This window comes from Mumia sp. ZJ430, from assembly GCF_011751845.1.
Lineage (GTDB): Bacteria > Actinomycetota > Actinomycetes > Propionibacteriales > Nocardioidaceae > Mumia.
The window spans coordinates 245,849-272,072 of the sequence record NZ_JAAHFK010000003.1 but is presented as its reverse complement, the minus strand read 5'-3'; the positions used below and the strand labels follow the sequence as shown (position 1 = coordinate 272,072).

The 26,224-nt window shown below is 68.3% G+C and carries 39 protein-coding genes; 32 read left to right on the top strand and 7 right to left on the bottom strand.

What is annotated here, in order from left to right; all coding sequences use genetic code 11:
* Positions 1–3 precede the first annotated feature (3 nt).
* The 28 genes from rplV (at position 4) to HCT63_RS13380 (ending at position 15,160) form a co-directional block, all read left to right on the top strand.
* Positions 4–450 (top strand): 50S ribosomal protein L22, encoded by a 447-nt coding sequence (gene rplV / locus HCT63_RS13515; protein ID WP_167005685.1) that lies wholly within the window; start codon positions 4–6, stop codon positions 448–450.
* Positions 450–1,286 (top strand): 30S ribosomal protein S3, encoded by an 837-nt coding sequence (gene rpsC, locus HCT63_RS13510; RefSeq protein ID WP_167005682.1) that lies wholly within the window; start codon positions 450–452, stop codon positions 1,284–1,286. The genes rplV and rpsC overlap by 1 nt, the downstream gene beginning before the upstream one ends.
* Before the next feature lie 3 nt (positions 1,287–1,289).
* Positions 1,290–1,709, top strand: coding sequence for a 50S ribosomal protein L16 (gene rplP / locus HCT63_RS13505; RefSeq protein ID WP_167005679.1), 420 nt, complete (start codon positions 1,290–1,292; stop codon positions 1,707–1,709).
* Positions 1,709–1,933: a 50S ribosomal protein L29 gene (gene rpmC, locus HCT63_RS13500; protein WP_139087793.1), complete on the top strand. Its 225-nt coding sequence runs from the start codon at positions 1,709–1,711 to the stop codon at positions 1,931–1,933. The genes rplP and rpmC overlap by 1 nt, the downstream gene beginning before the upstream one ends.
* On the top strand, positions 1,930–2,205 hold the full coding sequence (gene rpsQ / locus HCT63_RS13495; RefSeq protein WP_167005675.1) for a 30S ribosomal protein S17: 276 nt from the start codon (positions 1,930–1,932) through the stop codon (positions 2,203–2,205). The genes rpmC and rpsQ overlap by 4 nt, the downstream gene beginning before the upstream one ends.
* A gap of 63 nt (positions 2,206–2,268) precedes the next feature.
* Positions 2,269–2,637, top strand: a complete 369-nt coding sequence (gene rplN, locus HCT63_RS13490) for a 50S ribosomal protein L14 (protein ID WP_139087795.1) — start codon at positions 2,269–2,271, stop codon at positions 2,635–2,637.
* Positions 2,637–3,005, top strand: a complete 369-nt coding sequence (gene rplX, locus HCT63_RS13485; protein ID WP_208322436.1) for a 50S ribosomal protein L24 — start codon at positions 2,637–2,639, stop codon at positions 3,003–3,005. The genes rplN and rplX overlap by 1 nt, the downstream gene beginning before the upstream one ends.
* Positions 3,005–3,574 (top strand): 50S ribosomal protein L5, encoded by a 570-nt coding sequence (gene rplE, locus HCT63_RS13480; RefSeq protein ID WP_167005672.1) that lies wholly within the window; start codon positions 3,005–3,007, stop codon positions 3,572–3,574. Before rplX ends, rplE begins: the two co-directional genes overlap by 1 nt.
* Before the next feature lie 2 nt (positions 3,575–3,576).
* Positions 3,577–3,762, top strand: coding sequence for a type Z 30S ribosomal protein S14 (locus tag HCT63_RS13475; RefSeq protein WP_139087798.1), 186 nt, complete (start codon positions 3,577–3,579; stop codon positions 3,760–3,762).
* 75 nt (positions 3,763–3,837) lie between these two features.
* Entirely contained in the window at positions 3,838–4,245 is a 408-nt protein-coding gene (gene rpsH / locus HCT63_RS13470) for a 30S ribosomal protein S8 (RefSeq protein WP_167005669.1), read from the top strand.
* Positions 4,246–4,261: 16 nt separating this feature from the next.
* The gene (gene rplF / locus HCT63_RS13465; protein ID WP_167005666.1) at positions 4,262–4,804 is read left to right on the top strand and encodes a 50S ribosomal protein L6; all 543 of its coding nucleotides are present in this window, start codon (positions 4,262–4,264) and stop codon (positions 4,802–4,804) included.
* Positions 4,804–5,187, top strand: coding sequence for a 50S ribosomal protein L18 (rplR, locus tag HCT63_RS13460; RefSeq protein ID WP_167005663.1), 384 nt, complete (start codon positions 4,804–4,806; stop codon positions 5,185–5,187). The genes rplF and rplR overlap by 1 nt, the downstream gene beginning before the upstream one ends.
* 26 nt (positions 5,188–5,213) lie before the next feature.
* A complete protein-coding gene (gene rpsE / locus HCT63_RS13455; protein WP_167005660.1) occupies positions 5,214–5,816 on the top strand; it encodes a 30S ribosomal protein S5 in 603 nt (200 codons plus the stop codon).
* On the top strand, positions 5,816–5,998 hold the full coding sequence (gene rpmD, locus HCT63_RS13450; protein WP_167005657.1) for a 50S ribosomal protein L30: 183 nt from the start codon (positions 5,816–5,818) through the stop codon (positions 5,996–5,998). Before rpsE ends, rpmD begins: the two co-directional genes overlap by 1 nt.
* A 14-nt stretch (positions 5,999–6,012) precedes the next feature.
* Positions 6,013–6,453, top strand: a complete 441-nt coding sequence (gene rplO / locus HCT63_RS13445) for a 50S ribosomal protein L15 (protein ID WP_167005654.1) — start codon at positions 6,013–6,015, stop codon at positions 6,451–6,453.
* Between the two features lie 133 nt (positions 6,454–6,586).
* Positions 6,587–7,894, top strand: coding sequence for a preprotein translocase subunit SecY (gene secY / locus HCT63_RS13440; protein ID WP_167005651.1), 1,308 nt, complete (start codon positions 6,587–6,589; stop codon positions 7,892–7,894).
* Complete coding sequence (locus HCT63_RS13435) at positions 7,891–8,460, top strand: adenylate kinase (RefSeq protein ID WP_255490667.1); 570 nt, start codon at positions 7,891–7,893, stop codon at positions 8,458–8,460. The genes secY and HCT63_RS13435 overlap by 4 nt, the downstream gene beginning before the upstream one ends.
* Before the next feature lie 57 nt (positions 8,461–8,517).
* A complete protein-coding gene (gene map / locus HCT63_RS13430) occupies positions 8,518–9,354 on the top strand; it encodes a type I methionyl aminopeptidase (protein WP_167005648.1) in 837 nt (278 codons plus the stop codon).
* A gap of 122 nt (positions 9,355–9,476) precedes the next feature.
* Complete coding sequence (infA, locus tag HCT63_RS13425) at positions 9,477–9,698, top strand: translation initiation factor IF-1 (RefSeq protein WP_167005645.1); 222 nt, start codon at positions 9,477–9,479, stop codon at positions 9,696–9,698.
* Between the two features lie 28 nt (positions 9,699–9,726).
* Complete coding sequence (gene rpmJ, locus HCT63_RS13420) at positions 9,727–9,840, top strand: 50S ribosomal protein L36 (protein WP_167005642.1); 114 nt, start codon at positions 9,727–9,729, stop codon at positions 9,838–9,840.
* A gap of 138 nt (positions 9,841–9,978) precedes the next feature.
* Positions 9,979–10,356 (top strand): 30S ribosomal protein S13, encoded by a 378-nt coding sequence (rpsM, locus tag HCT63_RS13415; protein ID WP_167005639.1) that lies wholly within the window; start codon positions 9,979–9,981, stop codon positions 10,354–10,356.
* Entirely contained in the window at positions 10,356–10,754 is a 399-nt protein-coding gene (gene rpsK / locus HCT63_RS13410; protein ID WP_167005636.1) for a 30S ribosomal protein S11, read from the top strand. The genes rpsM and rpsK overlap by 1 nt, the downstream gene beginning before the upstream one ends.
* A gap of 27 nt (positions 10,755–10,781) precedes the next feature.
* Positions 10,782–11,390, top strand: a complete 609-nt coding sequence (gene rpsD / locus HCT63_RS13405) for a 30S ribosomal protein S4 (protein ID WP_167005633.1) — start codon at positions 10,782–10,784, stop codon at positions 11,388–11,390.
* Positions 11,391–11,490: 100 nt separating this feature from the next.
* Positions 11,491–12,504: a DNA-directed RNA polymerase subunit alpha gene (locus HCT63_RS13400; protein ID WP_167005630.1), complete on the top strand. Its 1,014-nt coding sequence runs from the start codon at positions 11,491–11,493 to the stop codon at positions 12,502–12,504.
* 46 nt (positions 12,505–12,550) lie between these two features.
* Positions 12,551–13,108, top strand: coding sequence for a 50S ribosomal protein L17 (gene rplQ, locus HCT63_RS13395; protein WP_167005627.1), 558 nt, complete (start codon positions 12,551–12,553; stop codon positions 13,106–13,108).
* A gap of 140 nt (positions 13,109–13,248) precedes the next feature.
* The gene (locus HCT63_RS13390) at positions 13,249–13,515 is read left to right on the top strand and encodes a GlsB/YeaQ/YmgE family stress response membrane protein (RefSeq protein WP_167005624.1); all 267 of its coding nucleotides are present in this window, start codon (positions 13,249–13,251) and stop codon (positions 13,513–13,515) included.
* Between the two features lie 43 nt (positions 13,516–13,558).
* Positions 13,559–14,611, top strand: a complete 1,053-nt coding sequence (locus HCT63_RS13385) for an LLM class flavin-dependent oxidoreductase (protein ID WP_167005622.1) — start codon at positions 13,559–13,561, stop codon at positions 14,609–14,611.
* Between the two features lie 24 nt (positions 14,612–14,635).
* The gene (locus HCT63_RS13380) at positions 14,636–15,160 is read left to right on the top strand and encodes a 2'-5' RNA ligase family protein (RefSeq protein WP_167005619.1); all 525 of its coding nucleotides are present in this window, start codon (positions 14,636–14,638) and stop codon (positions 15,158–15,160) included.
* Positions 15,161–15,171: 11 nt separating this feature from the next.
* On the opposite strand, the gene HCT63_RS13375 is transcribed toward HCT63_RS13380, so the two are convergent.
* The gene (locus HCT63_RS13375) at positions 15,172–16,689 is read right to left on the bottom strand and encodes a flotillin family protein (RefSeq protein WP_208322435.1); all 1,518 of its coding nucleotides are present in this window, start codon (positions 16,687–16,689) and stop codon (positions 15,172–15,174) included.
* 22 nt (positions 16,690–16,711) lie between these two features.
* Positions 16,712–17,215 carry a hypothetical protein gene (locus HCT63_RS13370; protein ID WP_167005616.1) on the bottom strand — a complete coding sequence of 168 codons (504 nt, stop codon included), beginning with the start codon at positions 17,213–17,215 and terminating at the stop codon, positions 16,712–16,714.
* A gap of 92 nt (positions 17,216–17,307) precedes the next feature.
* Here HCT63_RS13370 and HCT63_RS13365 point away from each other — a divergent pair, with 92 nt between their 5' ends.
* Complete coding sequence (locus tag HCT63_RS13365; protein WP_167005614.1) at positions 17,308–19,023, top strand: ATP-binding cassette domain-containing protein; 1,716 nt, start codon at positions 17,308–17,310, stop codon at positions 19,021–19,023.
* Here HCT63_RS13365 and HCT63_RS13360 read toward each other — a convergent pair whose 3' ends face one another.
* The 5 genes from HCT63_RS13360 to HCT63_RS13340 all read right to left on the bottom strand — a co-directional run bounded on the left by HCT63_RS13360 (position 19,024) and on the right by HCT63_RS13340 (position 23,491).
* The gene (locus HCT63_RS13360) at positions 19,024–19,467 is read right to left on the bottom strand and encodes a hypothetical protein (protein WP_167005612.1); all 444 of its coding nucleotides are present in this window, start codon (positions 19,465–19,467) and stop codon (positions 19,024–19,026) included.
* Between the two features lie 74 nt (positions 19,468–19,541).
* Positions 19,542–20,141 (bottom strand): methyltransferase, encoded by a 600-nt coding sequence (locus HCT63_RS13355; protein WP_167005610.1) that lies wholly within the window; start codon positions 20,139–20,141, stop codon positions 19,542–19,544.
* A complete protein-coding gene (truA, locus tag HCT63_RS13350; protein ID WP_167005608.1) occupies positions 20,134–20,958 on the bottom strand; it encodes a tRNA pseudouridine(38-40) synthase TruA in 825 nt (274 codons plus the stop codon). Before truA ends, HCT63_RS13355 begins: the two co-directional genes overlap by 8 nt.
* A gap of 21 nt (positions 20,959–20,979) precedes the next feature.
* Positions 20,980–22,062 (bottom strand): NADP-dependent oxidoreductase, encoded by a 1,083-nt coding sequence (locus HCT63_RS13345; RefSeq protein WP_167005606.1) that lies wholly within the window; start codon positions 22,060–22,062, stop codon positions 20,980–20,982.
* Between the two features lie 115 nt (positions 22,063–22,177).
* On the bottom strand, positions 22,178–23,491 hold the full coding sequence (locus HCT63_RS13340; protein ID WP_167005604.1) for a citrate synthase: 1,314 nt from the start codon (positions 23,489–23,491) through the stop codon (positions 22,178–22,180).
* A 392-nt stretch (positions 23,492–23,883) separates the two neighbouring features.
* Here HCT63_RS13340 and rplM point away from each other — a divergent pair, with 392 nt between their 5' ends.
* The 3 genes from rplM to glmM are packed head-to-tail and all read left to right on the top strand — an operon-like array spanning position 23,884 to position 26,218.
* The gene (gene rplM / locus HCT63_RS13335) at positions 23,884–24,327 is read left to right on the top strand and encodes a 50S ribosomal protein L13 (protein WP_167005602.1); all 444 of its coding nucleotides are present in this window, start codon (positions 23,884–23,886) and stop codon (positions 24,325–24,327) included.
* A 24-nt stretch (positions 24,328–24,351) separates the two neighbouring features.
* Positions 24,352–24,858: a 30S ribosomal protein S9 gene (rpsI, locus tag HCT63_RS13330; protein WP_167005600.1), complete on the top strand. Its 507-nt coding sequence runs from the start codon at positions 24,352–24,354 to the stop codon at positions 24,856–24,858.
* 13 nt (positions 24,859–24,871) lie between these two features.
* Entirely contained in the window at positions 24,872–26,218 is a 1,347-nt protein-coding gene (gene glmM / locus HCT63_RS13325) for a phosphoglucosamine mutase (protein WP_167005597.1), read from the top strand.
* Positions 26,219–26,224: the final 6 nt, after the last annotated feature.

The window sequence follows — 26,224 nt, the reverse complement described above, 5'->3', positions numbered from 1 at the left end:
CAGATGAGCACATTGGAGCGTAAGGGCCTCAGCGCCCGACGCGAGAGCCTGCTCGGCGACGAGCCCGGTACTTTCGCGGTCGCACGCTTCGTCCGCGTCACGCCGCAGAAGGCACGCCGGGTCGTCGACCTGGTCCGCGGCCTCGACGTGGATGAGGCGCTGGCACTGCTGCAGTTCGCGCCGCAGGCCGCAGCGACCAACGTCTACAAGCTGGTGGCGAGCGCCGTCGCCAACGCCGAGACCACTGAAGGTCTCGACCGTTCGACGCTGATCATCTCGGCCGCACGTGTCGACGAGGGCCCGACGATGAAGCGCTGGCGTCCGCGTGCGCGTGGTGCGGCCAACCGCATCCTCAAGCGCACCAGCCACATCACCGTCGTCGTGCAGCCGCGTGACGCGGTGGCGCAGAGTCGTACACGTAAGGCCAACAAGAAGGGTGGGAACCGCTAGTGGGACAGAAGATCAACCCGCACGGCTTCCGTCTCGGGATCTCCACCGATCACAAGAGCCGCTGGTACGCCGACAAGCTCTACAAGAGCTATGTCGGTGAGGACATCAAGATCCGTCGCCTGCTCACCAAGGGCATGGATCGCGCCGGCATCAGCCGCGTCGAGATCGAGCGCACCCGCGACCGCGTCCGTGTGGACATCCACACCGCGCGTCCGGGCATCGTCATCGGTCGCCGTGGCGCCGAGGCCGACCGCATCCGTGGCGATCTCGAGAAGCTGACGGGCAAGCAGATCCAGCTCAACATCCTCGAGGTCAAGAACCCCGAGCTCGATGCGCAGCTGGTGGCCCAGGGCGTCGCCGAGCAGCTCGCCGGCCGCGTGCAGTTCCGCCGCGCGATGCGCAAGGCACTGCAGACGACGATGCGCGCGGGCGCCAAGGGTGTTCGCATCCAGTGCTCCGGCCGTCTCGGCGGTGCGGAGATGTCGCGCTCGGAGTTCTACCGCGAGGGTCGTGTGCCGCTGCACACGCTGCGCGCCGACGTCGACTACGGCTTCTACGAGGCCAGGACAACCTTCGGCCGCATCGGTGTGAAGGTCTGGATCTACAAGGGCGAGGTCGCCGGCACCCGTGCCGAGCGCGAGGCTCAGGCCGCCGCCCGCGCCGCCGCCCCCGGTGGGCGTCAGCGTCCGAGCCGTGGCGGCGCTCGCCGTCCGGCGCGTGACGGGCAGCGCGGAGAGCGTCCCGCACGTCAGCAGGAGCAGGCCGCTGAGCCGGCTCCCGCCAGCAGTGAGGCTGCTGCCGCCCCGGCGGACGCAGCGAACGGAACGGAGAGCTGAACCATGCTGATCCCGCGTAGGGTCAAGCACCGCAAGCAGCACCACCCCAAGCGTCGTGGTGCCGCCAAGGGCGGTACGTCGCTGGCGTTCGGTGACTTCGGCATCCAGGCGGTCGAGGGTCACTATGTGACCAACCGCCAGATCGAGTCCGCGCGTATCGCGATGACCCGTCACATCAAGCGTGGCGGCAAGGTGTGGATCAACATCTACCCCGACCGTCCGCTGACCAAGAAGCCTGCCGAGACCCGCATGGGTTCCGGCAAGGGTTCGCCGGAGTGGTGGATCGCCAACGTGAAGCCCGGCCGAGTGATGTTCGAGCTCTCGGGCGTCTCGGAGCCGGTGGCGCGTGAGGCGCTGCGGCGTGCGATCCACAAGCTCCCGATGAAGTGCAAGATCGTGACCCGCGAGGCAGGTGAACTCTGATGGCGAACGTCACCACCGCCGCCGACCTCCGCTCGCTGAGCGCGGAGGACTTGGCCGACAAGCTGCGTGAGGCCAAGGAAGAGCTGTTCAACCTTCGCTTCCAGGCCGCGACCGGCCAGCTCGAGAACAACGCGCGGCTGCGTACGGTGCGCAAGGATATCGCGCGCATCTACACCGTCGTCCGTGAGCGCGAGCTCGGCATCATCGAAAGTGAAGAGGCATGAGCACCAACAACACCACCGGCGAGCGTAACCGCCGCAAGGTGCGCGAGGGCCTCGTCGTCAGCGACAAGATGGACAAGACCGTCGTCGTGAGCGTCGAGGACCGCGTCAAGCACGCTCTGTACGGCAAGGTTTTGCGCCGTACGAGCAAGCTCAAGGCGCACGACGAGGCCAACGAGGCCGGCATCGGAGATCGCGTGCTGATTGCGGAGACCCGTCCGCTGTCCTCGACCAAGCGCTGGCGCCTCGTCGAGATCCTCGAGAAGGCCAAGTAACCACTCGTTCCGTCAGGCTCACGGAGACCCCGTGAGAACCGGCGAGACAACAGGAGAGAACCGATGATCCAGCAGGAGTCGCGACTCAAGGTCGCCGACAACACCGGTGCAAAGGAGATCCTCTGCATCCGCGTGCTCGGCGGTTCCGGTCGTCGATACGCAGGGATCGGCGACACCATCGTCGCCACCGTCAAGGACGCGATCCCGGGCGGGAACGTCAAGAAGGGCGACGTCGTCAAGGCCGTCGTCGTCCGCACCGCGAAGGAGCGCCGTCGTCCGGACGGCTCCTACATCCGGTTCGACGAGAACGCCGCAGTCATCTTGAAGAATGATGGTGAGCCCCGTGGCACGCGCATCTTCGGCCCCGTGGGCCGTGAGCTGCGCGACAAGCGGTTCATGCGCATCATCTCGCTCGCCCCGGAGGTGCTGTGATGACTGTTAAGAAGAGCCTGAACATCAAGAAGGGTGACCACGTCCGCGTGCTGTCCGGCAAGGACCGCGGCGTCGAGGGCAAGGTCATCGCGGTGAACCCCGAGACCGAGCGCGTCATCGTCGAGGGCGTGAACCGGATCAAGCGCCATCAGAAGGCGCTGCAGCCGGGCACGACCAGCTCGATCATCACCAAGGAGGCTCCGATCCACGTCTCGAACGTGGCGCTCCTGGTGGAGGTCGACGGCGAGAAGGTCCCCACCCGCGTCGGCTTCCGTCGTGACGACGTCACCAAGAAGCGTGCCGACGGCTCGACCTACACGGCGCAGCGCAGCGTGCGCGTCGCCAAGCGCACCGGAGAGGAGATCTGATGACCGCCGAGACCGCAGAGAAGGTCATGCCGCGCGTCAAGACGCGTTACCGCGAGGAGATCCTCCCGGCGCTGCGTGAGGAGTTCTCGTTCGAGAACGTCATGCAGGTCCCGGGCATGACCAAGATCGTCGTCAACATGGGCGTCGGCGAGGCAGCTCGCGACTCGAAGCTCATCGAGGGCGCGATCCGCGATCTGGCCGCGATCACCGGTCAGAAGCCTCAGGTCACCCGGGCGCGCAAGTCGATCGCGCAGTTCAAGCTGCGCGAGGGCATGCCGATCGGTGCGCACGTGACGCTGCGCGGCGACCGTATGTGGGAGTTCCTCGACCGTCTGCTGACGATCGCCCTCCCGCGTATCCGCGACTTCCGCGGGCTCTCGCCGAAGCAGTTCGACGGGCGCGGCAACTACACGTTCGGTCTCACGGAGCAGGTCATGTTCCACGAGATCGATCAGGACAAGATCGACCGTACGCGTGGCATGGACATCACCATCGTCACCACGGCGACCAACGACGAGGAGGGGCGCGCGCTCCTCACCAAGCTCGGCTTCCCCTTCAAGGAGAACTGACAATGGCGAAGACCTCGCTCAAGGTGAAGGCTGCGCGCAAGCCGAAGTACGCCGTGCGCGCCTATACCCGCTGCCAGCGCTGTGGCCGTCCGAAGTCCGTCTACCGCAAGTTCGGCCTGTGCCGGATCTGCCTGCGGACCATGGCTCACCGCGGTGAGCTCCCGGGCGTCACGAAGAGCTCCTGGTAATCCCGACTCGACCCTGAACGCCGCAGGTCCGGACCGTAGGTACGGAAACCGTGGCAGGAAAGTGGAAACACACTCATGACGATGACTGATCCGATCGCGGACATGCTGACGCGTGTCCGCAACGGCAACCAGGCGTTCCACGACGAGGTGAGCATGCCCTACAGCAAGCTCAAGGCCGGCGTCGCGGACATCCTGAAGCAAGAGGGCTACATCACGGGCTACACCGTGGCAGAGCCGGCCGAGGGCGAGGTGGGCAAGACGCTCACCGTCACCCTCAAGTACGGCCAGCACCGCGAGCGTGCGATCGCCGGCATCCGCCGCATCAGCAAGCCGGGCCTGCGCGTGTACGCGAAGTCGAACAACCTGCCGAAGGTGCTCGGAGGCCTGGGCGTGGCGATTATCTCCACGAGCCAGGGCCTCCTCACCGACAAGCAGGCCAAGTACAAGCGCGTGGGCGGCGAAGTCCTCGCGTACGTCTGGTGACGGGAGGAGAAAACACATGTCACGTATTGGCAAGCAGCCGGTGACGGTTCCTTCCGGTGTCGACATCGCGATCGACGGCCAGGTCGTCACGGTCAAGGGTCCCAAGGGCTCGTTGTCGCACACCGTGGCCGCACCGATCACCGCTAACAAGGGTGAGGACGGCGCGATCTCGGTCGAGCGTCCGAACGACGAGCGTCAGAACCGCTCGCTCCACGGCCTGACGCGCACGCTGATCAACAACATGGTGATCGGTGTGACGCAGGGCTACGAGAAGAAGCTCGAGCTGGTGGGCGTCGGCTACCGCGTCCTGGCGAAGGGCCCGGCCGCGATCGAGCTCAGCCTCGGCTTCAGCCACCCGGTGCCGTTCGAGGCTCCGGAGGGCGTGACCTTCACGGTCGAGTCGCCGACAAAGCTCACCGTGGCGGGCATCGACAAGCAGCAGGTCGGCGAGGTTGCGGCCAACATCCGCAAGCTGCGCAAGCCCGAGCCGTACAAGGGCAAGGGCGTGCGTTACGCCGGCGAGCAGGTTCGCCGCAAGGCCGGGAAGGCTGGTAAGTAATGGCTATCGCTCTCAAGCACCGCAAGCACGAGGCTGCGCGTATCGCGGGGCGTCGTCGCCGCCAGGTCCGTGGCCGCAAGCGGGTCTCCGGGACGCAGGAACGTCCCCGCCTGGTGATCACGCGGTCGAGCCGTCACATCGTCGCTCAGGTCGTCAACGACCTCGAGGGTCGTACGCTTGCATCGGCATCGTCGATGGAGGTCGATCTGCGCACGCTCGACGGTGACAAGACCGCCAAGGCCCGTCGCGTCGGTGAGCTGATCGCCGATCGCGCGAAGGTCGCCGGGGTCGAGTCCGTCGTGTTCGACCGCGCAGGGAACAAGTACCAGGGGCGCGTTGCCGCCCTGGCCGAGGGCGCCCGCGAGGGCGGCCTGGCCTTCTAGGCCAGACGAGAGAAGAGGACAGTCGAATGAGCGGAGCCCAGCGCCGCAGTGGCGGCGGGGACCGTCGGGGTCGCGGTCGCGACTCGGCGGACAAGACCGCATACATCGAGAAGGTCGTCGGCATCAACCGCGTGGCCAAGGTCGTCAAGGGCGGACGTCGGTTCAGCTTCACGGCCCTGGTCGTCGTCGGTGACGGCGACGGCATGGTCGGCGTCGGTTACGGCAAGGCCAAGGAGGTGCCGACCGCCATCCAAAAGGGTGTCGAGGAGGCGAAGAAGTCCTTCTTCCGCGTGCCGCGCATCCAGGGCACCATCCCGCACCCGGTGCAGGGTGAGAAGGCCGCCGGCGTGGTCATGCTGCGCCCGGCCGCACCTGGTACCGGTGTGATCGCGGGTGGCCCGGTTCGCGCCGTGCTCGAGGCCGCCGGCATCCACGACGTGCTGAGCAAGTCGCTCGGCTCGTCCAACGCGATCAACATCGTGCACGCAACCATCCAGGCGCTGCGGGAGCTCGAGTCGCCCCAGGACGTGGCAGACCGCCGCGGGCTGCCGGTCGAGCACGTCACGCCGGCTGCGCTGCTCAAGTCCAGCAAGGAGCCTACGCAGGCTCCGGCTCAGGCGGGTGCGTGATGGCCAAGCTGCAGGTGACCCAGGTGCGCTCGGCCATCGGGCGCAAGCAGAACCAGCGAGAGACCCTGCGCACGCTCGGTCTCAAGCGCATCGGCGACGTCGTCGTCAAGGAGGACCGTCCCGAGATCCGCGGGATGATCGCGACGGTTCCTCATCTCGTCGACGTCAAGACTGTGGACTGAGGGGAGGAACTGACATGACGCTCAAGCTGCATCACCTCCGCCCCGCACCGGGTGCGAAGACCGCCAAGACCCGTGTGGGTCGTGGTGAGGGAAGCAAGGGCAAGACCGCGGGCCGCGGCACCAAGGGCACGAGTGCCCGCTACCAGGTGCCGGTCGGCTTCGAGGGCGGCCAGGTCCCGATCCACATGCGCCTCCCGAAGCTCGGCGGCTTCAAGAGCCCGTTCAAGGTGGAGTACCAGGTCGTGAACCTGACCCGCCTCGGCGAGCTCTTCCCTGAAGGTGGCACCGTCGACGTGGCCGCACTGGTCGCGAAGGGTGCGGTCCGCAAGGGCCAGCCCGTCAAGGTGCTGGGGAACGGCGAGATCTCGGTCGCGGTCCAGGTGACCGCGAACAAGTTCTCGGCCTCTGCCAAGAGCAAAATCGAAGCGGTCGGCGGCTCGACCACCGAGCTCTGACCTCTCTTCGACATGAGACATGGCGGTCTCTGACAGCTGCTTCCCAGGTGGCTGTTAGAGTCGCCATGTTTCGCTTCACCCCATACCGCACACACGCACGGGACACCGTCGCCGCTGTCCATAGGAGGACCCGGTGCTCAGCGCCTTCGCCAACGCGTTCAAGACGCCTGATCTACGTAAGAAGATCTTGTTCGTCTTGTTCATCCTCGTGCTGTTCCGGATGGGCTCCATGCTTCCGGCCCCCGGCGTCAACGTGGAGAACGTCCAGTTCTGCCTCAACGCCGCGACATCCGGTGAGAACGCGAACAGTCTGTTCAACCTTCTCAACGTCTTCTCCGGCGGTGCACTGCTCCAGCTGACGATCTTCGCGCTCGGCATCATGCCGTACATCACCGCGAGCATCATCCTCCAGCTGCTCACCGTCGTGATCCCACGCCTGGAGGCCCTCAAGAAGGAGGGCCAGGCGGGTCAGACGAAGATCACGCAGTACACCCGCTACCTGACGCTCGGCCTCGCTGTCCTCCAGGGCGCCGGCATCGTGGCGATGGCACGCTCGGGTGCCCTCTTCGGCAACCAGTGCCAGCGTGACCTCCTGCACGACACCGACTCCGTCGCCCTCTTCCTGCTCATCGTCCTGACGATGGTGGCCGGCACCGCGATGATCATGTGGTTCGGCGAGCTCATCACCGACCGCGGCGTCGGCAACGGCATGTCGCTGCTGATCTTCACGCAGATCGTTGCCACGTTCCCCGGCACCATGTGGCTCATCAAGGAGCAGAAGGGCTGGGGCGTCTTCGCCATCGTCGTCGGCGTCGGCCTCGCGGTCGTCGCGGCCGTCATCTTCATCGAGCAGGCGCAGCGCCGTATCCCGGTGCAGTACGCCCGCCGCATGGTGGGCCGCAAGATGTTCGGCGGCTCCTCGACCTACATCCCGTTGAAGGTCAACCAGGCCGGCGTCATCCCGGTCATCTTCGCCTCCAGCCTCCTCTACCTGCCTGCGCTCGCCGCGCAGTTCAACCAGGGCAAGGGCTGGGCCAACTGGATCAACGAGAACTTCGTCCAGGGCGACCACCCTGTCTACATGCTCACCTTCTTCCTGCTGATCGTCTTCTTCACGTACTTCTACGTGTCGATCACGTTCAACCCGAAGGAGGTCGCCGACAACATGAAGAAGTACGGCGGCTTCATCCCCGGCATCCGCGCGGGGCGTCCGACGGAGCAGTACCTCGGATACGTGCTCTCGCGCATCACCTTCCCCGGTTCGCTGTACCTCGGTCTGGTGGCGCTCATCCCGCTGCTGGCCTTCATGCTGGTCGACGCCAATCAGAACTTCCCGTTCGGCGGTACGACGCTCCTCATCATCGTGGGCGTCGGCCTCGACACGGTGAAGCAGATTGAGAGCCAGCTGCAGCAGCGCAACTACGAAGGGTTCCTCAAGTGACGCGACTCCTGTTCATGGGTCCCCCGGGTGCTGGCAAGGGCACCCAGGCGACTCTGCTCGCCGAGAAGCTCGGCATCCCGCACATCTCCACCGGAGACATCTTCCGTGCCAACGTCTCGCAGGGGACCGAGCTCGGTGTGCTGGCGAAGAGCTACATGGACAAGGGTGAGTACGTCCCGGACGAGATCACCAACGCGATGGTTCGCGACCGTCTGAGCCAGGAGGACGCCCGTCGAGGGTTCCTGCTCGACGGCTATCCGCGCACCGTCGACCAGGTGGACACCTTCGACGGGATCCTCGACGACCTCGGCGAGCAGCTCGATGCCGTCGTGGAGCTGGTGGTGGACCGTGAGGAGCTCATCGCGCGGCTGCTGAAGCGTGCCGAGACCTCAGGGCGTACCGACGACACCGAAGAGGTCATCCGTCACCGCCAGGAGGTCTACGAGCGGACCACGCCCCTGCTCGCGGTCTACGCCGACCGCGGGCTGCTCGTGAAGGTCGATGGGATCGGCGAGGTCGACGACATCCAGGGTCGGATCCTCGACGCCCTGCCTCAGGCGTGCTGACGCGCCGATGGGCGTGTTGTTCGATGGGGTGCGTACGTTGATGGGGCGCGTCCTCTGATGGGGATCTTCGGCAGCGGGCTCGAGATCAAGAAGCCCGATCAGGTTGCCGTGATGCGGCGGGCCGGTGTGATCGTCGGCGAGACGCTCGAGCTCCTCAGAGAGTCGGTGCGCGCCGGCATGACGACCGCCGACCTCGACGCCATCGCAGAGGAGCACATCCGCAGCCGCGGCGCCGTGCCCAACTTCAAGGGCTACCACGGATTCCCTGCGACCATCTGCACCTCCATCAACGACGAGGTCGTGCACGGCATCCCGGGCGAGCGGGTGATCGCGGAGGGTGACCTCGTGTCGATCGACTGCGGCTGCGTGCTTGACGGGTGGCACTCCGACGCGGCGATCACGGTCGCGGTGGGGGAGATCAGCGAGAGTCGCCGCGAGCTGGTCCGCGTGTGCGAGGAATCGCTGTGGCGCGGCATCGCGGCCGCACACCTCGGCGGCCGGGTCAGCGACATCGGTCACGGCGTCGAGTCGTACGTGCGGTCGCACCCGGGCGGCGAGTCCTACGGGATCGTCGAGGACTACGTCGGCCACGGGATCGGCTCCGCCATGCACATGCCACCCAACGTCCCCAACTTCGGCGCACCGGGTCACGGTCCCAAGCTCGTGAAGGGCCTTGTCCTCGCGGTCGAGCCGATGATCACCGAGGGCACGATCGAGACGACGATGCTCGAGGACGACTGGACGGTCGTCACCGACGACGGGGGCTGGTCGGCGCACTTCGAGCACACCTTCACGCTCACAGACGCCGGCGCGTGGGTGCTCACCGCGCTCGACGGGGGCCGTGCGCGGCTCGCCGAGCTTGGTGTTCCGTATGGCGGGCCCGCCGAGGACTGAGACGCCCGACCGCCGGATTTGTCCCTTGGTTGCCGCGCACCGTACTATGGACAGTCGGCCGGAGTGTGCATGTCTGCATGCCTTCGGCCGGTCCGAGAGACGTACGACAGATTGCGGAGGACATGGCCAAGAAGGAAGGCGTCATCGAGCTCGAGGGCTCGGTTATCGAAGCCCTGCCGAACGCGATGTTCCGAGTGGAGCTGACCAACGGCCACAAGGTTCTTGCGCACATCAGCGGCAAGATGCGCCAGCATTACATCCGGATCCTCCCTGAGGACCGTGTGGTGGTGGAGCTGTCCCCGTACGACCTCACCCGAGGTCGGATCGTCTACCGGTACAAGTGACCCTGACCGTACGAGATAAGAGAGCTCGATGAAGGTTCAACCGAGCGTCAAGCCGATCTGCGAGAAGTGCAAGGTCATCCGTCGCCATGGCCGAGTCATGGTGATCTGTGAGAACCCGCGCCACAAGCAGCGGCAGGGCTGACCAGCCCGCACCCAGCAACGTGATCGCTCACCGCGTCGAGACTGACGAGGTGCTTCCCCTGGAACGAAGGCCAGGGCCCGGCTGAGGCAGCCGGGATGCGTCACGCCACACACCTTCGCAGTGGAAGGACATCGCCTGATGGCACGCCTCATCGGTGTCGACCTGCCGCGCGACAAGCGCGTGGTCATTGGTCTCACCTACATCTACGGCATCGGCCGTACCCGCAGCGAGCAGCTGCTCGAGCAGACCGGCATCAGCCCCGACCTGCGCGTGCACGAGCTGAGCGAGGACCAGCTGGTCGCGCTCCGTGACGCGATCGACGGCCAGTTCCAGGTCGAGGGCGACCTTCGTCGTGAAGTGGCCGCCGACATCCGTCGCAAGATCGAGATCGGCAGCTACCAGGGCCGCCGCCACCGCGCCGGGCTCCCCGTGCGCGGTCAGCGGACCAAGACGAACGCGCGCACCCGCAAGGGCCCGAAGCGCACCGTTGCCGGCAGCAAGAAGAAGGGTAAGTAATGCCTCCGAAGGGCACAGGCGCCAAGAAGGTGCGCCGCAAGGAGAAGAAGAACGTCGCCGCGGGCCAGGCCCACATCAAGAGCACGTTCAACAACACGATCGTCACGATCACCGACCCGTCCGGTGCGGTGATCTCGTGGGCCTCTGCCGGCACTGTCGGCTTCAAGGGTTCGCGCAAGTCCACTCCGTACGCCGCGCAGATGGCCGCTGAGGCCGCCGGGCGCCGGGCGATGGAGCACGGGATGAAGAAGATCGACGTCTTCGTGAAGGGCCCGGGCTCGGGTCGCGAGACGGCGATCCGTTCCCTGGGTGCGGTCGGCCTCGAGGTCGGCACCATCCAGGACGTCACCCCCAGCCCCCACAACGGCGTGCGGCCTCCCAAGCGCCGCCGCGTCTGATAGCCCGGATCGGAGAGGAGAACACAGATGGCCCGTTATACCGGACCCCTGACCAAGAAGTCTCGCCGCCTGGGCGTCGACCTCGTCGGCGGTGACGCCGCGTTCGAGCGTCGCCCCTACCCGCCCGGCCAGCACGGCCGCGGCCGGGTGAAGGAGAGCGAGTACCGCACGCAGCTGCAGGAGAAGCAGAAGGCGCGCTACACCTACGGCGTCCTCGAGCGGCAGTTCCGCAAGTACTACGAGGAGGCGCACCGTCGTCCCGGCAAGACCGGTGACAACCTGCTCCAGATCCTCGAGTGCCGTCTCGACAACGTGATCTACCGTGCCGGCTTCGCCCGCACGCGTCGTCACGCTCGCCAGCTCGTGGTCCACGGCCACTTCCTGGTCAACGGCCACAAGGTCGACATCCCGTCGTACCAGGTCAGCCAGTACGACATCATCGACGTGCGGCCGAAGTCGCTCGAGACGACGCCGTTCATCGTGGCCCGTGAGACGTTCAACGCCGACTCCGTCCCCGCATGGCTCACCGCCGTGCCGGAGAAGGGGCGCGTCCTCGTCCACCAGCCGCCGGTGCGCGAGCAGATCGTCGTCCCGATCACCGAGCAGCTGATCGTGGAGTACTACTCCAAGATCTGATGCCTCGCCGGCCTGCCCGAGCCCGTGCTCGGGCAGGCCACCACCAGCCTCATTCACCGTGTCCGTCATATAGCGGGCGACGCGGAAAGGAACCCAGAACATGCTCATTGCACAGCGGCCGACACTGTCCGAGGACGTCGTCGACGAGTTCCGCTCGCGGTTCGTCATCGAGCCTCTCGAGCCGGGCTTCGGCTACACCCTCGGCAACTCCCTGCGCCGTACGCTCCTGTCGTCGATCCCGGGTGCTTCTGTCACCTCGATCAAGATCGACGGCGTGCTCCACGAGTTCTCGACGATCCCCGGCGTGACCGAGGACGTCACCGAGATCATCCTGAACCTCAAGAACCTCGTGGTCAGCTCGGAGCACGACGAGCCCGTCGTCATGTACCTGCGCAAGCAGGGCCCCGGCGACGTCACCGCAGCCGACATCGCGCCCCCGGCCGGTGTCGAGGTGCACAACCCTGACCTCAAGATCGCGACCCTGAACGACAAGGGCAAGATCGAGGTCGAGCTGGTGGTCGAGCGCGGACGCGGCTACGTGTCGGCGATCCAGAACAAGACCGGCGACGAGGAGATCGGGCGCATGCCGATCGACTCGATCTACAGCCCGGTCCTCAAGGTCACGTACAAGGTCGAGGCCACTCGTGTCGAGCAGCGCACCGACTTCGACAAGCTCATCATCGACGTCGAGACCAAGCGTTCGATCCTGCCGCGCGACGCCATGGCGTCGGCCGGCAAGACGCTGGTCGAGCTGTTCGGTCTCGCGCGTGAGCTGAACGTCGAGGCCGAGGGCATCGACATCGGCCCGTCGCCGGTCGACGAGGCGCTCGCCGCCGACCTCGCCCTGCCGGTGGAGGATCTCCACCTGACGGTCCGGTCGTACAACTGCCTCAAGCGTGAGGGCATCCACACGGTGGGTGAGCTCATCTCACGCAGCGAGCAGGACCTGCTGGATATCCGCAACTTCGGCTCGAAGTCGATCGACGAGGTGAAGGCCAAGCTCGCCGAGATGGGTCTGGGCCTGAAGGACAGCCCGGCCGGTTTCGACCCGAGCGCAGTCGTCGACAACTTCGGCGACGACGACGAGAGCTTCGCGGAGGACGAGCAGTACTGAGCCTGCGCTCAGTTGCTCTCCGCACTACTTCCCAGGAGACAAAGCAATGCCCACGCCCACAAAGGGTCCGCGGTTCGGCGGGAGCCCGGCGCACCAGCGCCTCATCCTCGCCAACCTCGCACAGAGCCTGTTCGAGCACGGCCGCATCACCACCACTGAGGCCAAGGCCAAGCGCCTTCGCCCGTACGCCGAGTCGCTGATCACCCGCGCCAAGGTCGACACGGTCGCCAACCGGCGCCAGGTCGTCAAGGTGATCCGTGACAAGGGCATCCTGCACGAGCTGTTCACCGAGATCGCGCCGAAGTACACGACGCGCCCCGGTGGCTACACGCGCATCACCAAGATCGGGCCGCGCAAGGGCGACAACGCCCCCATGGCCGTGATCGAGCTCGTCGAGGAGAAGGACTTCTCCGTCACGACGAAGACGCCGAAGAAGGCCGCGAAGGCTGAGGCCGCCCCGGTCGAGGCCCCCGAGAGCGCCGACGAGGTCAAGGACCAGATCGCCGCTGCCGACGAGGCCGAGGTCGAGGCGACCGCCGACGAGGCACCTGCTGCCGACGAGGCGACCGCCGACAAGGCCGAGGGTGACGCCGACAAGGCCTGACCCCTCACCGGTTCCCCACGAGGGCCGGCACCAGTCCCGTACGGGGCAGGTGCCGGCCCTCGTGTCGTGACCGGCGGGGGAGCCGAGATCGACGTGCAACGAGGCCTGCAGCACGGCCCGCGTGCCCCTAGGCTGCGGTCGTGCTCATCATCGCGATCATCCTCTTCGGCATGCTGGCCGGCGCTCTTGCCCAGCTCATCCTCGGACGCGGAATGTCCGGCATCGACTGGACCGTCGCCTTCGTCTCCGGGATCGTCGGGTCCTTCGTCGGCGGGCTACTCGTCAGCCTTCTCGCCGGCGACGGGCTCGAGCTCCGTCCCAGCGGGATCGTCGGCTCGGTCATCGGTGCCCTGATCGTCACGTTCGCGTGGCAGTGGTGGCGCGGCCGCGCGCAGACGAGCCACTAGCCCGAAGGAATCCCACGGGCACCTCGTGGCGTTGTCCTGAGGTATGGCGTCTCCCAAGCTCTCGGTCCTCGACCTCGTCCCCGTCCGTACCGATCAGACGACCTCTGACGCGCTCGCCGCGACGACCGCGCTCGCGGGCGTGGCCGACCGGCTCGGGTTCACGCGCTACTGGGTCGCCGAGCACCACAACATGCCGGCGGTCGCGGCGACGTCCCCGCCCGTCCTGATCGCGATCCTCGCGGCGCAGACCGCGCGCATCCGCCTCGGATCGGGGGGAGTGATGCTCCCGAACCACGCGCCGCTCGCGGTCGCCGAGCAGTTCGCGCTGCTCGAGGCGGCGTACCCGGGCCGAATCGATCTCGGGCTCGGTCGCGCGCCCGGCTCCGATCCGGTGACCTCGTGGGCGCTTCGCGGTGCCGCGGGCCGCGACGACACGGACGTCCAGCAGTTCCCGCAGTACCTCGACGACGTGATGGCCCTGATGGACTCGACCGTGGGCGTCCGGGTTCCGATCCGCGGCGAGGACTACCGGCTCCGCGCGACGCCGAGCGCGACGTCGACGCCGCGTCAGTGGCTGCTCGGCTCTTCGACCTACTCCGCGCACCTCGCCGCCGCCAAGGGGCTGCCGTACGTGTTCGCGCACCACTTCTCGGGCCAGGGGACGGCTGAGGCGCTGGAGATCTATCGGCGCGAGTTCCAACCGAGCGTGCACACGCCCGAGCCGACGACGTTCCTCACCGTTAACGTGGTCGTCGCCGAGACGTACGAGGAGGCAGCCGCGCTCGCGATCCCCAACCTGCAGTCGATGGCGCGGCTGAGGACGGGCGCTCCGTTGGCGGCGTTGGACCTCGTGGAGGCCGCCGAGAAGCAGGAGCTGAGCGAACCTCAGCGCGCGATGGTCGAGGACGGACTGGTGCGCAACGTCGTCGGTGATCCGACGCAGGCCGCCGAGCGGATCCGTGCTCTGGCCGCGCAGTTCGACGTGGACGAGGTGATGGTGCACCCGGTTGCGTCCGCGTGGCACGGTGGCGACCCGCGGCGGTCCGTCGCCCGCGAAAGAACGCTCGAGCTCCTGGTCGCTGCGCTCGTCGACTGACCCAGGACAGGTCACGCTAGGACCATGGCCCTCGCCGTCTGCGTCCTGTTCGATGCGCGGACCGAGCGTAGGATCCGCGAGCTGTGGGCGCGCCTGGAGTCGCGTGGCGTGCACACCCTCGCGACCCACACGCACGGCCGGCACCACCCCCACCTCTCGTACGCGGTGCTGCGGGAGTGGGATCTGGAAGCCGTGCACCAGGCGGTGGACAGGCTTCCCGATGGTGGTCCGTTCACCTTGACGTGCCAGGGCACGCTCGCGTTCCCGCGCGGGCGTGCCGCGCTGGCGCCGTCACTGACTGCCGAGCTGGCGCGGCGCCAGGAGTCCGTCGTGGCGGCCGTACGGGCGACGGGCGCCGACCTGCACCGCAACTATGCCGAGGGGGCCTGGGTCCCGCACGTCTCCCTCGCGACGCGGGCCCCGGGCGCGCTCCTCCCGGTGGTCGTCGCGGCGGTCGCTGACGTGCTCCCGATGCCTCTCGTGGTGAACCGTGCCGCGCTCGTCGACAGCGGGACGGGGGAGACCGTCGTGCTCCCCCGCATCCCGTGACGCGCGTGTGCTCAGGCGGTGTCGCCGTTCTTGCCGGTCGTGACGCCCACGCCGTTGGCGGCCTTGTCGACCGAGCGGTGCAGGAGCGCCCCAAGGTCGAGACCTGTGGACGTCTTGAGCATCTGCAGGGTCTGGACGACGTTGTCGTTGACCTGCTTCGGCAACGCGCCCGCACCGTCGGTCGACAGGATCGTGAGCTGGTCGATCGCCGCGATCGGCGCGGCGACCTCCTTGGCGATCTGGGGGAGGACCTCGATGACCATCTGCAGCACGGCCGCGTCGTTGTAGCCGGCGAACGCAGCGGCGCGCTTGTCCATCGCCTCGGCCTCGGCATGGCCGATCGCGAGGGTCGCCGCTGCCTGTGCCTCGCCCTCTGCACGGGTCGCCTCGGCCTCGGCCACACGGCGAGCCTTCTCGGCCTCGCCTCGCCGCGCACCCTCGATGGCCTCGGCCTCGGCGAGCGCCGCACGGCGTGACTTCTCGGCCTCGCCGGACAGGCGGGCCTCCTCGGCGTTGGCCTCGGCGGCAGCGATGGTGGACGCCTTACGGCCCTCAGCCGCGGCGATCTCGGACGTACGCCGCGCCTCCGCCTCCTGCTCGACCTTGTAGCGCTCGGCGTCGGCAGGCTTGCGCACCTGGGTCTCGAGCTGGCGCTCGGTCAGGGCCGCCTGACGGACGGCGACCTTCTCCTGCTCGGCGAGGACCGCCTGGTCGCGATCGGCCTGGGCGAGCGGTCCGGCCGAGGCCGCGTTGGCCGCCGCGGCATCCGTCTCGGACTTGATCTCGGCCTGCTTGAGGGCGAGCGTGCGCTGGGCGATGGCGATCTCCTCCTCCGCCTTCAGGCTCGCCTGCTCGGCGGCCTGACGCGCTGCGGCCTCGGCGATCGCGGCGGTCTGGCGGATGCGGGCCGCCTCGGGGCGCCCGAGGTCCGACAGGTAGCTGCCGTCATCGGTGACGTCCTGGATCTGGAACGTATCGAGGATCAGACCCTGGCCCGTCAGGGAGTTCTCGGACTCGTCGGCGACGCGCTGGGCGAACGCGGCACGATCACGGATGATCTGCTCGACGGTCAGCCCGCCGACGATCGAGCGCAGCGCACCTGCCAGCACCTCCTGCGTGAACGGCTCGATGTCGCCCTGCTGGGAGAGGAACCGCTGGGCGGCGAGCCGGATCTGGTCGGCATTGCCCCCGACCTTGACGATCGCCACGCCCTCCACGTTGAGCTTGATGCCCTGCCCGGAGACTGCGCCGCGGATCTGCACGGAGATGCGACGGCTCGACAGGTCCATCGTCGCGAGCTTCTGGACGAAGGGGATGACGAACGTGCCGCCGCCGAGGATCACCTTCTGGCCCGAGAGGTCGGTCGTCAGTGCGCCCGTCTCGGGGTTGAGGACGGCCTTGCCCTTGCGCCCGGTCACGATGAAGGCCTGGTTGGGGCCGGCGACCTTGTAGCGACTGGTGACCAGCAGCAGGAGGAGCACCAGGAGGACGACGAAACCGGCCACGGGGACGAGCACGGAGGAGGACACGGCGGGGGCCTTTCGGGAAGGGTTAGGCGATCTCGTCCCACACGGGGGCCACGATGACTGCCGTCGGCGACAGGACTTCGGTGATGTGGACCTCGGCGCCGGCGTCCAATGGGCGCACGGAGCGGGCGTTGAGCTGGAGGGTGTGGCCGCCGACGGCGACCCGGACGAGCCCGTAGCCGTCGGCGGGGACCTCGGACACGATGCGCCCGCTGCGGCCGATGCTGTCGGCGACCGACGGCGTCGCATCGCTCCCGCCGCCTCGCACCAGCCCGGTCAGCCATCCGGCGAACCAGGCCACGAGGACACCGGAGACGACGGCGACGGGAAGACTGACGAGGAGCCGGAGCCCCAGCCCGTCGGCCAGGGCGCCGCCGAAGCCGAAGGCGGCGACGAAGCCACCGATGACGGCGCTCGAAAAGACGTCGCCCGGCAGCCCGTCGGTGAGCCCGTCGAACAGGTCGCCGACCAGCAGGGACACCGCGAGCAGCGCGAGGCCGAGCAGGCCGAGGATCACGTAGACGGTCACGTCGAGGGACTCCGTACGTCGGGGGCTTCGCTGGAGCGTAGTGCATGGGGGATCGTGGATACCGGCTTGACGGAGAGCGGACACTGGGGGACGTGACCCACGTCGATCTGTCCGGAATCCGCTACGACCTCCCAGACGGGAGAGTCCTGCTGGACGACGTCTCGTTCCGGGTCGGGGACGGTGCCGTCGTGGCGCTCGTCGGGGCCAACGGCGCGGGCAAGACGACGCTGATGAAGATCATCACCGGCGAGATCACGCCGCACGCCGGTACCGTCGCGCGCAGCGGTGGTCTGGGGGTGATGCGCCAGATGGTGACGCGACACCCCGACGGCTCCCACCTCGAGACCGTGCGCGAGCTGCTCCTCTCCGTCGCGCCGCCGCGCGTGCGCCTTGCCGCCGCGCGCCTCGACGAGGTGGAGCTGGCACTCATGGAGCACGACGACGAGGCGACCCAGATGCGCTACGCATCTGCTCTCGCCGAGTACGCCGACGCCGGTGGCTACGAGGTCGAGGTCACCTGGGACGCCTGCTGCACCGCCGCGCTGGGGATCTCGTACGAGCGGGCGAAGTGGCGCGACCTGTCCACGATGTCCGGTGGCGAGCAGAAGCGCCTCGTGCTCGAGGGTCTGCTCCGCGGCCCCGACGAGGTGCTGCTCCTCGACGAGCCTGACAACTATCTCGACGTGCCCGGCAAGCAGTGGCTCGAGAGCCAGCTCGACGCCACCCAGAAGACGGTGCTGTACGTGAGCCACGACCGCGCCCTGCTCGCGAACACCGCGACCCGGATCGTGGCGCTCGAGTTGGGGGCGGCCGGGAGCACGACGTGGACGCACCCCGGCGGGTTCGCGACCTACCACGAGGCGCGCGCGGCCCGTTTCGCCCGGCTCGAAGAGCAGCGCAGGCGCTGGGACGAGGAGCACCACAAGCTGCGCGAGCTGATGCTCATGTACAAGAACAAGGCGGCGTACAACTCCGACATGGCCGCGCGCTATCGGGCGGCTCAGACGCGGCTGCGCAAGTTCGAGGAGGCGGGCCCGCCGGAGGAGGTCCCGCACGAGCAGAACGTCGCGATGCGCCTGACCGGTGGTCGTACGGGCAAGCGCGCGGTGGTCTGCGAGGACCTGGAGCTCACCGGACTCATGCGGCCCTTCGACCTCGAGGTCTGGTACGGGGAGCGGGTCGCCGTGCTCGGATCGAACGGGTCGGGCAAGTCGCACTTCCTGCGCCTGCTCGCGGCCGGAGGCACCCGGCCCGACATCGAGCATGCGCCGGTCGCCGGGTCGGACGGCGACGCGGTCGCGTCCGTCGCTCACACCGGGTTGGCGCGTCTGGGCGCCCGTGTGAGGCCGGGGCTTTTCGTGCAGACCCACACCCATCCCGAGCTCGTCGGCCGCACCCTGCTCGAGATCCTGCACCGAGGCGAGGTCGATGCGCGGGGGATCGGGCGTCGCGGGATGGGACGCGAAGAGGCGGCCCGCAAGCTGGACCGCTACGGCCTGGCCCGCTCTTCCGAGCAGACCTTCGACTCGCTCTCGGGCGGTCAGCAGGCCCGCTTCCAGATCCTGCTGCTCGAGCTCTCAGGGGCGACGCTGCTCCTGCTTGACGAGCCGACCGACAACCTCGACGTCGAGTCGGCGGAGGCGCTCGAGGACGGCTTGGAAGCATTCGACGGGACCGTCCTCGCGGTGACCCACGACCGATGGTTCGCACGCCGGTTCGACCGGTTCCTCGTGTTCGGGGAGGACGGCACGGTCTACGAGAGCGACGAGCCGGTGTGGGACGAGGGTCGGGTCGCGCGCGAGCGCTGATCAGGCCGTACGGCGCGCGTGCGCGAGGTCGTCGGGCGCCAGCGCGACGAGAGCCTCGTCGGTGGCGAGGTGCAGCACCTCGAGGGGCAGGCGGACGAAGCGGCCGGCGTCGAGCAGCGCGCGGGCCCATGCGCGGTCGTCCTCGGTGATCCCCGCCCGCCCAGGACGCGTCAGCAGGACGGCGAGCGATCCGTCGGGCGCGCCGTCGTCGACGAGGCTGCGCGCCTGTGCGAGGAGCTGGCGGACGCCGGCGGGGTCGGGGGAGGTCGGGCACTCGTCGATCTTGACGAGGGGCGGCACCATGCGGCGGTCGACATCGACGCAGGCGAGCCACAGGGCGCGGCGGGAGAAGCCGAGCTCACCCATCAAGGCGCACCACCGCTCGTGGAGCGCACGCTGGTCGGGCATCGGGTCGTCGGGGGAGGGGAAGGTGGGATCGCTCATGGCCCAAGCCTGCCGCGATCGTGCGCGACGCCGCGGAGCTTATCCACAGGCCTTCGTCCGAGGCGGTCCTGAGCTCAGCCGCGGCGTACGAGGAGCACCCGGAAACCCTTGGCGCTCGCGGCCTTCTCGGTCGGCCAGCCCTGGTCGGCGAGCCAGCGGGCGAGGGAGTCGGCACCGAGGTTCTTGCCGACCACCAGGCGAGCGACGCCGTCCTCGGCGAGCCGGGGGAGCCAGGTGAGGAGCAGCGCGTGGAGCGCCTCCTTGCCGATCCGGATCGGCGGGTTGGACCAGATCTCGTCGAAGGTCACCGTGGCCGACACGTCGCTGGGAAGGGACGCGACGACACGGTCGGCGACCCCCGCACGCGCCGCGTTGTCGCGGGTCAGCGTCAACGCGCGGGCGTTGGTGTCGACGGCGTGCACCGTGCACCCCGGGACCTCCGCGGCCACGGCGCACGCGATCGGTCCCCACCCGCACCCCAGGTCGAGCACCGTGCTCGCATGGTCGGGAGGGTCGAACGTCTTCAGCAGCACCGCCGTCGCCTTGTCGAGCCCGTCGCGCGCGAAGACCCCGGCAGCGGTGGTGAAGACGTAGTCGTGGTCCCAGATCCGCGCGCGGACGTCGCGGCGCTCCTCGGGGCCCGAGGGAGACGCGTCGAAGTAGTGCTCAGTCATCCTCGGGGCTTTCGATGGTCCCGCGGAACTGGCGGCTCTCCTGGGCGCGGTCGGCCAGCTGCGAGTCGGCCGGGTAGACGACCTCCTCGAGGGTGAGTCCGTGTGCGGGCATCACCTTGACCCGGGAGTCGCGGACCTTGGCCTTGAGGACCCTCGTCATCCAGGCAGGCTCGTTGCGTCCTTCGCCGACGGCGGTGAGTGCGCCCATGAGCGAGCGCACCATCGAGTGGCAGAACGCGTCGGCGACCACGGTCGTCTCGACGATGCCGGTGTCGGTGCGTCGCGTCGTCAGCTGGATGAGGCTGCGGATCGTGCTCGCGCCCTCCCTGCGACGGCAGAACGCGGCGAAGTCGTGCTCGCCGAGGATGCCGACGGCTGCGTCGTTCATCGCCGAGATGTCGAGTGGCTTGTGGTGGTGGACGACATGGTTGCGGTGCAGCGGGTCGGGCCCGGTGGGGCCGTCCCAGATGCGATAGACGTAGCGGCGCCGCAGCGCCGAGAAGCGTGCGTCGAACCCCACGGGCGCCAGGCGCGCCGACCGGACGACGATGTCGTCGGGGAGCACCCGGTCGAGGCGACGGACCAGGTGGGTCTCGTCGGTCTCGACGTCGTCGGGGAGGTCGACGTGCACGACCTGCCCGCGGGCGTGGACGCCGGTGTCCGTCCGTCCGGCCACCGTCAGGCGTGCCGGCTCGTCGAGTCGGAGGACGAGCGTGAGCGCGTCCTCGATCGACTGCTGCACCGAGGGGAGCCCGGGTTGGGTGGCCCAGCCACGGTAGGCCGCACCGTCATAGGCGAGGTCGAGTCTCCAGCGCACCTGATCAACCTATCGAGCGCGTCAACCCGTGACGTCGGCGGTGGGTGCGCCGACCTCGAGCACCAGCTTGCCGGTGTTCACTCCCGCATAGAGCCCGAGCAGTGCCTCCGGGAACGCCTCGACCCCTCCAGCAAGAACGGTCTCGCGGGCCACGACCGTGCCGTCGGCGATCCAGCGGCCGATCTTCTCGCGGGCCTCGGGGTAGCGGTCCTCGTAGTCGAACACGACGAACCCGGTCATCGACGCCCGGAAGACGAGCAGCGACATGTAGCGGCTCGGCCCCGGCGGGAGCGCGGTCTCGTTGTAGCCCGAGATCGCACCGCAGATCACGACGCGCGCGCCGCGGCGCAGGTTGGCCAGCCCGGCGTCGAGGGTGTCGCCGCCGACGTTGTCGAAGAAGACGTCGATCCCGTCGGGAGCGACCTCACGCAGTCGCTTGAGGACGTTCACAGGCTTTGAATCGTGCACAGCCTTGTAGTCGATCACGGCGTCGAAGCCGATCGAGGTCAGCCAGTCGCACTTGTCTGCGCCGCCGGCGATGCCGATGACGGTGCAGCCCAGGGCCTTCGCGATCTGCCCGACCATGCTGCCGACAGCGCCCGCAGCACCGGAGACGAGCACGGTGTCGCCGGCGCTCGCGCGGCCGACGTCGAGCAGCCCGAAGTACGCCGTCATGCCCGGCATCCCGAGGGCCCCGAGCCAGGTCGGCGTGCCAGCGACGTCGGGGTCGACGAGGACGAGACCCTCGCCGTCGGAGAGGGCGTACTCGGTGACGCCGAAGCTGCCGGTGACGGTGTCACCCACCGCGTACGAGGGGTGCTGGGACGCGACGACGGTGCCGGCGGCGCCCGCACGCATCACCTCGCCGATGCCGACCGGCGGGACGTACGACCTGACGTCGTTCAGCCAGCCGCGCATCGCGGGGTCGAGCGAGACGTGGCTGACGGCGACGACGAGCTCACCGGGCCCGGGCTCCGGCAGGTCGGTTGTCGTGAGGTCCCAGGTCTGCGGGCCGGGGTAGCCGACCGGGCGCTCGCGCAGGCGTACCTGGCGGCTCGCGTACGGGCCTGTGCTCGCGGGCTTGCTTGTGGACGTCTCGGTCATCGACTCCTCCTCGGCCGGTGGCTCACGCCACTGTAGGCGGGCGGGAGAGACGCCGAAGGGCGCCCCCCGACGTGCGGGAGGCGCCCTTCGTGGACGTCGTGGACGGCGTGGACGCTCAGGCCCAGCGCTCGCTGCTCGACGGGAAGACCAGACCGCGCTCGCCGGTGTAGATCTGCTTCGGGCGGGCGATCTTCTGCTCCGAGTCGTTGACCAGCTCGAGCCACTGTGCCAGCCAGCCGGCCGTGCGCGGGATCGCGAACAGCACGGTGAACATCTCCGGCGGGAACTGCAGCGCCTCGTAGATGAGGCCCGAGTAGAAGTCGACGTTGGGGTAGAGCTTGCGCTTGACGAAGTACTCGTCCTCGAGCGCGATCTTCTCCAGCTCGACGGCGATCTTGAGGAGCGGGTTGACCCCGGTGACCTCGAAGACGTCGTCGGTCGCCTTCTTGATGATCGTGGCGCGCGGGTCGTAGTTCTTGTAGACCCGGTGGCCGAAGCCCATCAGCCGCTCGTTGCCGGCCTTGACACCCTCGATGAAGGCGGGGACGTTGCTCACGTCGCCGATGCGGCGCAGCATCTTGAGGACGGCCTCGTTGGCGCCACCGTGCAGCGGGCCGTAGAGCGCGCCGATGCCGGCCGAGACCGCCGAGTAGGGGTCGACCTGGCTCGAGCCGACCGAGCGCACCGCGTTCGTCGAGCAGTTCTGCTCGTGGTCGGCGTGGAGGATGAAGAGCACCTCGAGCGCCTTGACGAGACGCGGATCGGCCTCGTACTTCGCCTCGCTCATCTTGAACAGCATCGCGAGGAAGTTCTCGGCGTACGACAGGTCGTTGTCGGGGTAGACGTAGGGCTTGCCCTGCGCGTGACGGAACGACCAGGCACCCAGTGTCGGCATCTTGGCGATCATGCGGACGATCTGGAGGTGGCGCGTCTCCGCGTCGTGGATGTTGCGGGCCTCGGGGTAGAACGTCGAGAGGCCACCGACCGCCGAGAGCAGCATGCCCATCGGGTGCGCGTCGTAGCGGAAGCCCTGCATGAGCGACTTGATGTTCTCGTGCACGAAGGTGTGGAACGTGATGTCGTGCACCCAGGAGTCGTACTGCTCCTTGGACGGCAGGTCACCGTTGATCAGCAGGTAGGCGACCTCGAGGAACGACGACTTCTCGGCCAGCTGCTCGATCGGGTAGCCCCGGTACTCCAGGATCCCCTTCTCGCCGTCGATGAAGGTGACGGCCGAGCGAGTGCTGGCGGTGTTGGTGAAGCCGGGGTCGTACGAGGCGATCCCGGGCTCGTCGTCGCTGACCCGGATCTTGCCGAGGTCGCTCGCCCGGATCGTCCCGTCGACGATCGGGAGCACGTACTCCTTGCCGGTCCGGTCGTCGCGGACGGTCAGGGTCTGGCCATCAGCCGAGGGCGTGGCGTCTGTCACGAGGAGGTCTCCTTGCGCCGTGGCGTGCGCACCCTGTGCTGGTACGCAGCTCGAATCGGGGTCCTCGGGGGTGTATCGGACCCCCTCTAACTTATTGCTTCGCGCAAGGGTGCGTGCATCCGGGTCCGTCAACAGGTCCCGGAACAGGGCCTCGGGCGTCGGGTGCTTGGGGCTCGAGGGTACCCTGGAGGTGGCACGTCCGGCGTACGGCGTGCCGCCGTCTGGTCGGTCGGACCCGACGGGAGGGATCGCGGTTGCGAACCCTTCCTGGAGGGGCCGTTTTGACCGAGCGTGTGACGGCTGGGTATTCTTGTACGTCGTTGTGCCTGCAGGTCTTTTCGGACCGTGCGCAGGCACACCACCAGTCCCCATCCATACGAAGGTAGAACAGCGTGCGCACGTACAGCCCGAAGCCTGGTGACGTCGACCGCCAGTGGCACGTCATCGACGCAGAAGACGTGGTGCTCGGACGACTTGCCGTCCAGACAGCGACCCTGCTTCGCGGCAAGCACAAGCCCACGTTCGCTCCGCACATCGACAACGGTGACTTCGTCATCATCGTCAACGCGGAGAAGGTCGCCCTCTCGGGCAACAAGCGCGAGGACAAGCTCGCCTACCGCCACAGTGGCTACCCGGGTGGTCTGAAGCAGATCGCGTACGGCGACCTGCTTGACAAGGACCCGCGCAAGGCCATCGAGAAGGCAGTCTGGGGCATGATCCCCAAGAACCGCCTCGGCCGCGCGCTCATGAGCAAGCTGAAGGTCTACGCCGGCCCGGAGCACCCGCACTCCGCGCAGCAGCCGAAGACCTTCGACATCAAGCAGATCGCCCAGTAGGCCCAGGAAGTAGTGAGGATCAACGTGGCTGAGTCCAGCACCGAGACCGTCGAGACCGACGAGTTCGCCGCCAACGCCGAGGGCGTTGCTTACACCTCCGAGACCGCTCCGAGTGCGGAGTCGGCGGCACGTTCGTCGATCATCGCGCCCTCTGCTGCCACCGGCCGTCGCAAGGAGGCCGTCGCTCGCGTCCGCCTCGTGCCCGGCACCGGCGCATGGACGGTCAACGGCAAGCCGCTCGAGGAGTACCTCCCCAACAAGCTGCACCAGCAGATCGCCAAGGAGGCCTTCGCAAGCACCGGTCTCGGTGAGAGCTTCGACGTGATCGCTCGCGTCTCGGGTGGCGGCATGACCGGTCAGGCCGGCGCGCTGCGCCTCGGCGTGGCCCGCGCGCTGAACGCGGTCGACGAGGAGTCGAACCGCGCCACCCTCAAGAAGGCCGGGCTGCTCACGCGTGACGCCCGCGCCAAGGAGCGCAAGAAGGCTGGCCTCAAGAAGGCCCGCAAGGCGCCTCAGTACAGCAAGCGCTGACGGCGGCAGGGCCTTGGGTCGGATCTTCGGAACCGACGGCGTCCGGGGGGTCGCGAACACCGACCTCACCGCAGAGCTCGCTGTCGACCTGGCAGTGGCAGCAGCTCACGTGCTGGGCGAGACGGGTGCCTTCGCCGATCAGAGGCCGACCGCAGTCGTGGCCCGCGATCCTCGCGCCTCGGGAGAGTTTCTCGAGGCCGCGGTGGTCGCGGGCCTTGCATCTGCGGGGGTGGATGTGCACCGGCTCGGCGTGGTGCCCACCCCGGGAGCCGCCTACCTGACGTCCGCGCTCGCTGCGGACATGGGGGTCATGATCTCCGCGAGCCACAACCCGATGCCGGACAACGGCATCAAGTTCCTGGCTCGTGGGGGGCTCAAGCTCGACGATGCCCTCGAGGACGTCATCGAGCGCACCCTCGAACAGCCTTGGCAGCGTCCGACCGGCGCTGCCGTCGGCCGTATCGGTGACAGCCCGACGGCGCTGCGTACGTACGAGCGCCATCTGGTGCAGGCGGTCGGCCAGCGCCTCGACGGGCTCCGTATCGTCCTCGACTGCGCGAACGGCGCGGCGAGCGAGGTCGGTCCGCAGGCGTTCCGTGACCTCGGGGCCGACATCGTGGCGATCCATGCCGAGCCCGACGGCCTCAACATCAACGAGGGGTGCGGATCCACTCATCCCGAGGCTCTGCAGCGGGCGGTCATCGAGAGCAACGCCGACGCCGGCTTCGCCTTCGACGGGGACGCCGACCGCTGCCTCGCCGTGGACGCGTCCGGCGAGCTCGTCGACGGCGACCAGATCCTCGCCATCCTCGCCCTCACGCTCAAGGAGCAGGGGCGGCTCGTCAACGACACCGTGGTGGCGACCGTGATGTCCAACCTCGGCTTCGTGCAGGCGATGGACGCCGCAGGTGTCACCGTCGTGCAGACGGCGGTCGGTGATCGCTATGTGCTCGAGGCGATGCGTGCCAGCGGCTTCAACCTCGGTGGCGAGCAGTCGGGGCACGTCATCATGAGCGACCACGCGACGACTGGTGACGGCGTCCTTACCGCGCTCTCGATCGCCGCTCGCCTCGTGTCCTCGGGCCGCACCCTCGCTGATCTCGCGGCCGTCATGCGGCGGCTCCCGCAGGTCCTCGTGAACGTTCCCGGCGTCGACAAGTCTCGCGCGACCACCGACGTCGACGTCGCAGCCGCGGTGGCCGCGGCGACGGCCGAGCTGGACGGGTCCGGGCGGGTGCTCCTGCGCCCCTCCGGCACCGAGCCGCTCGTCCGCGTGATGGTCGAGGCCGCCACGAGCGCCAAGGCCGACGAGGTGGCGCGGCGGCTGGCGGCAGTCGTCGGCAAAGCGCTCGCGCTCTGACGTCGC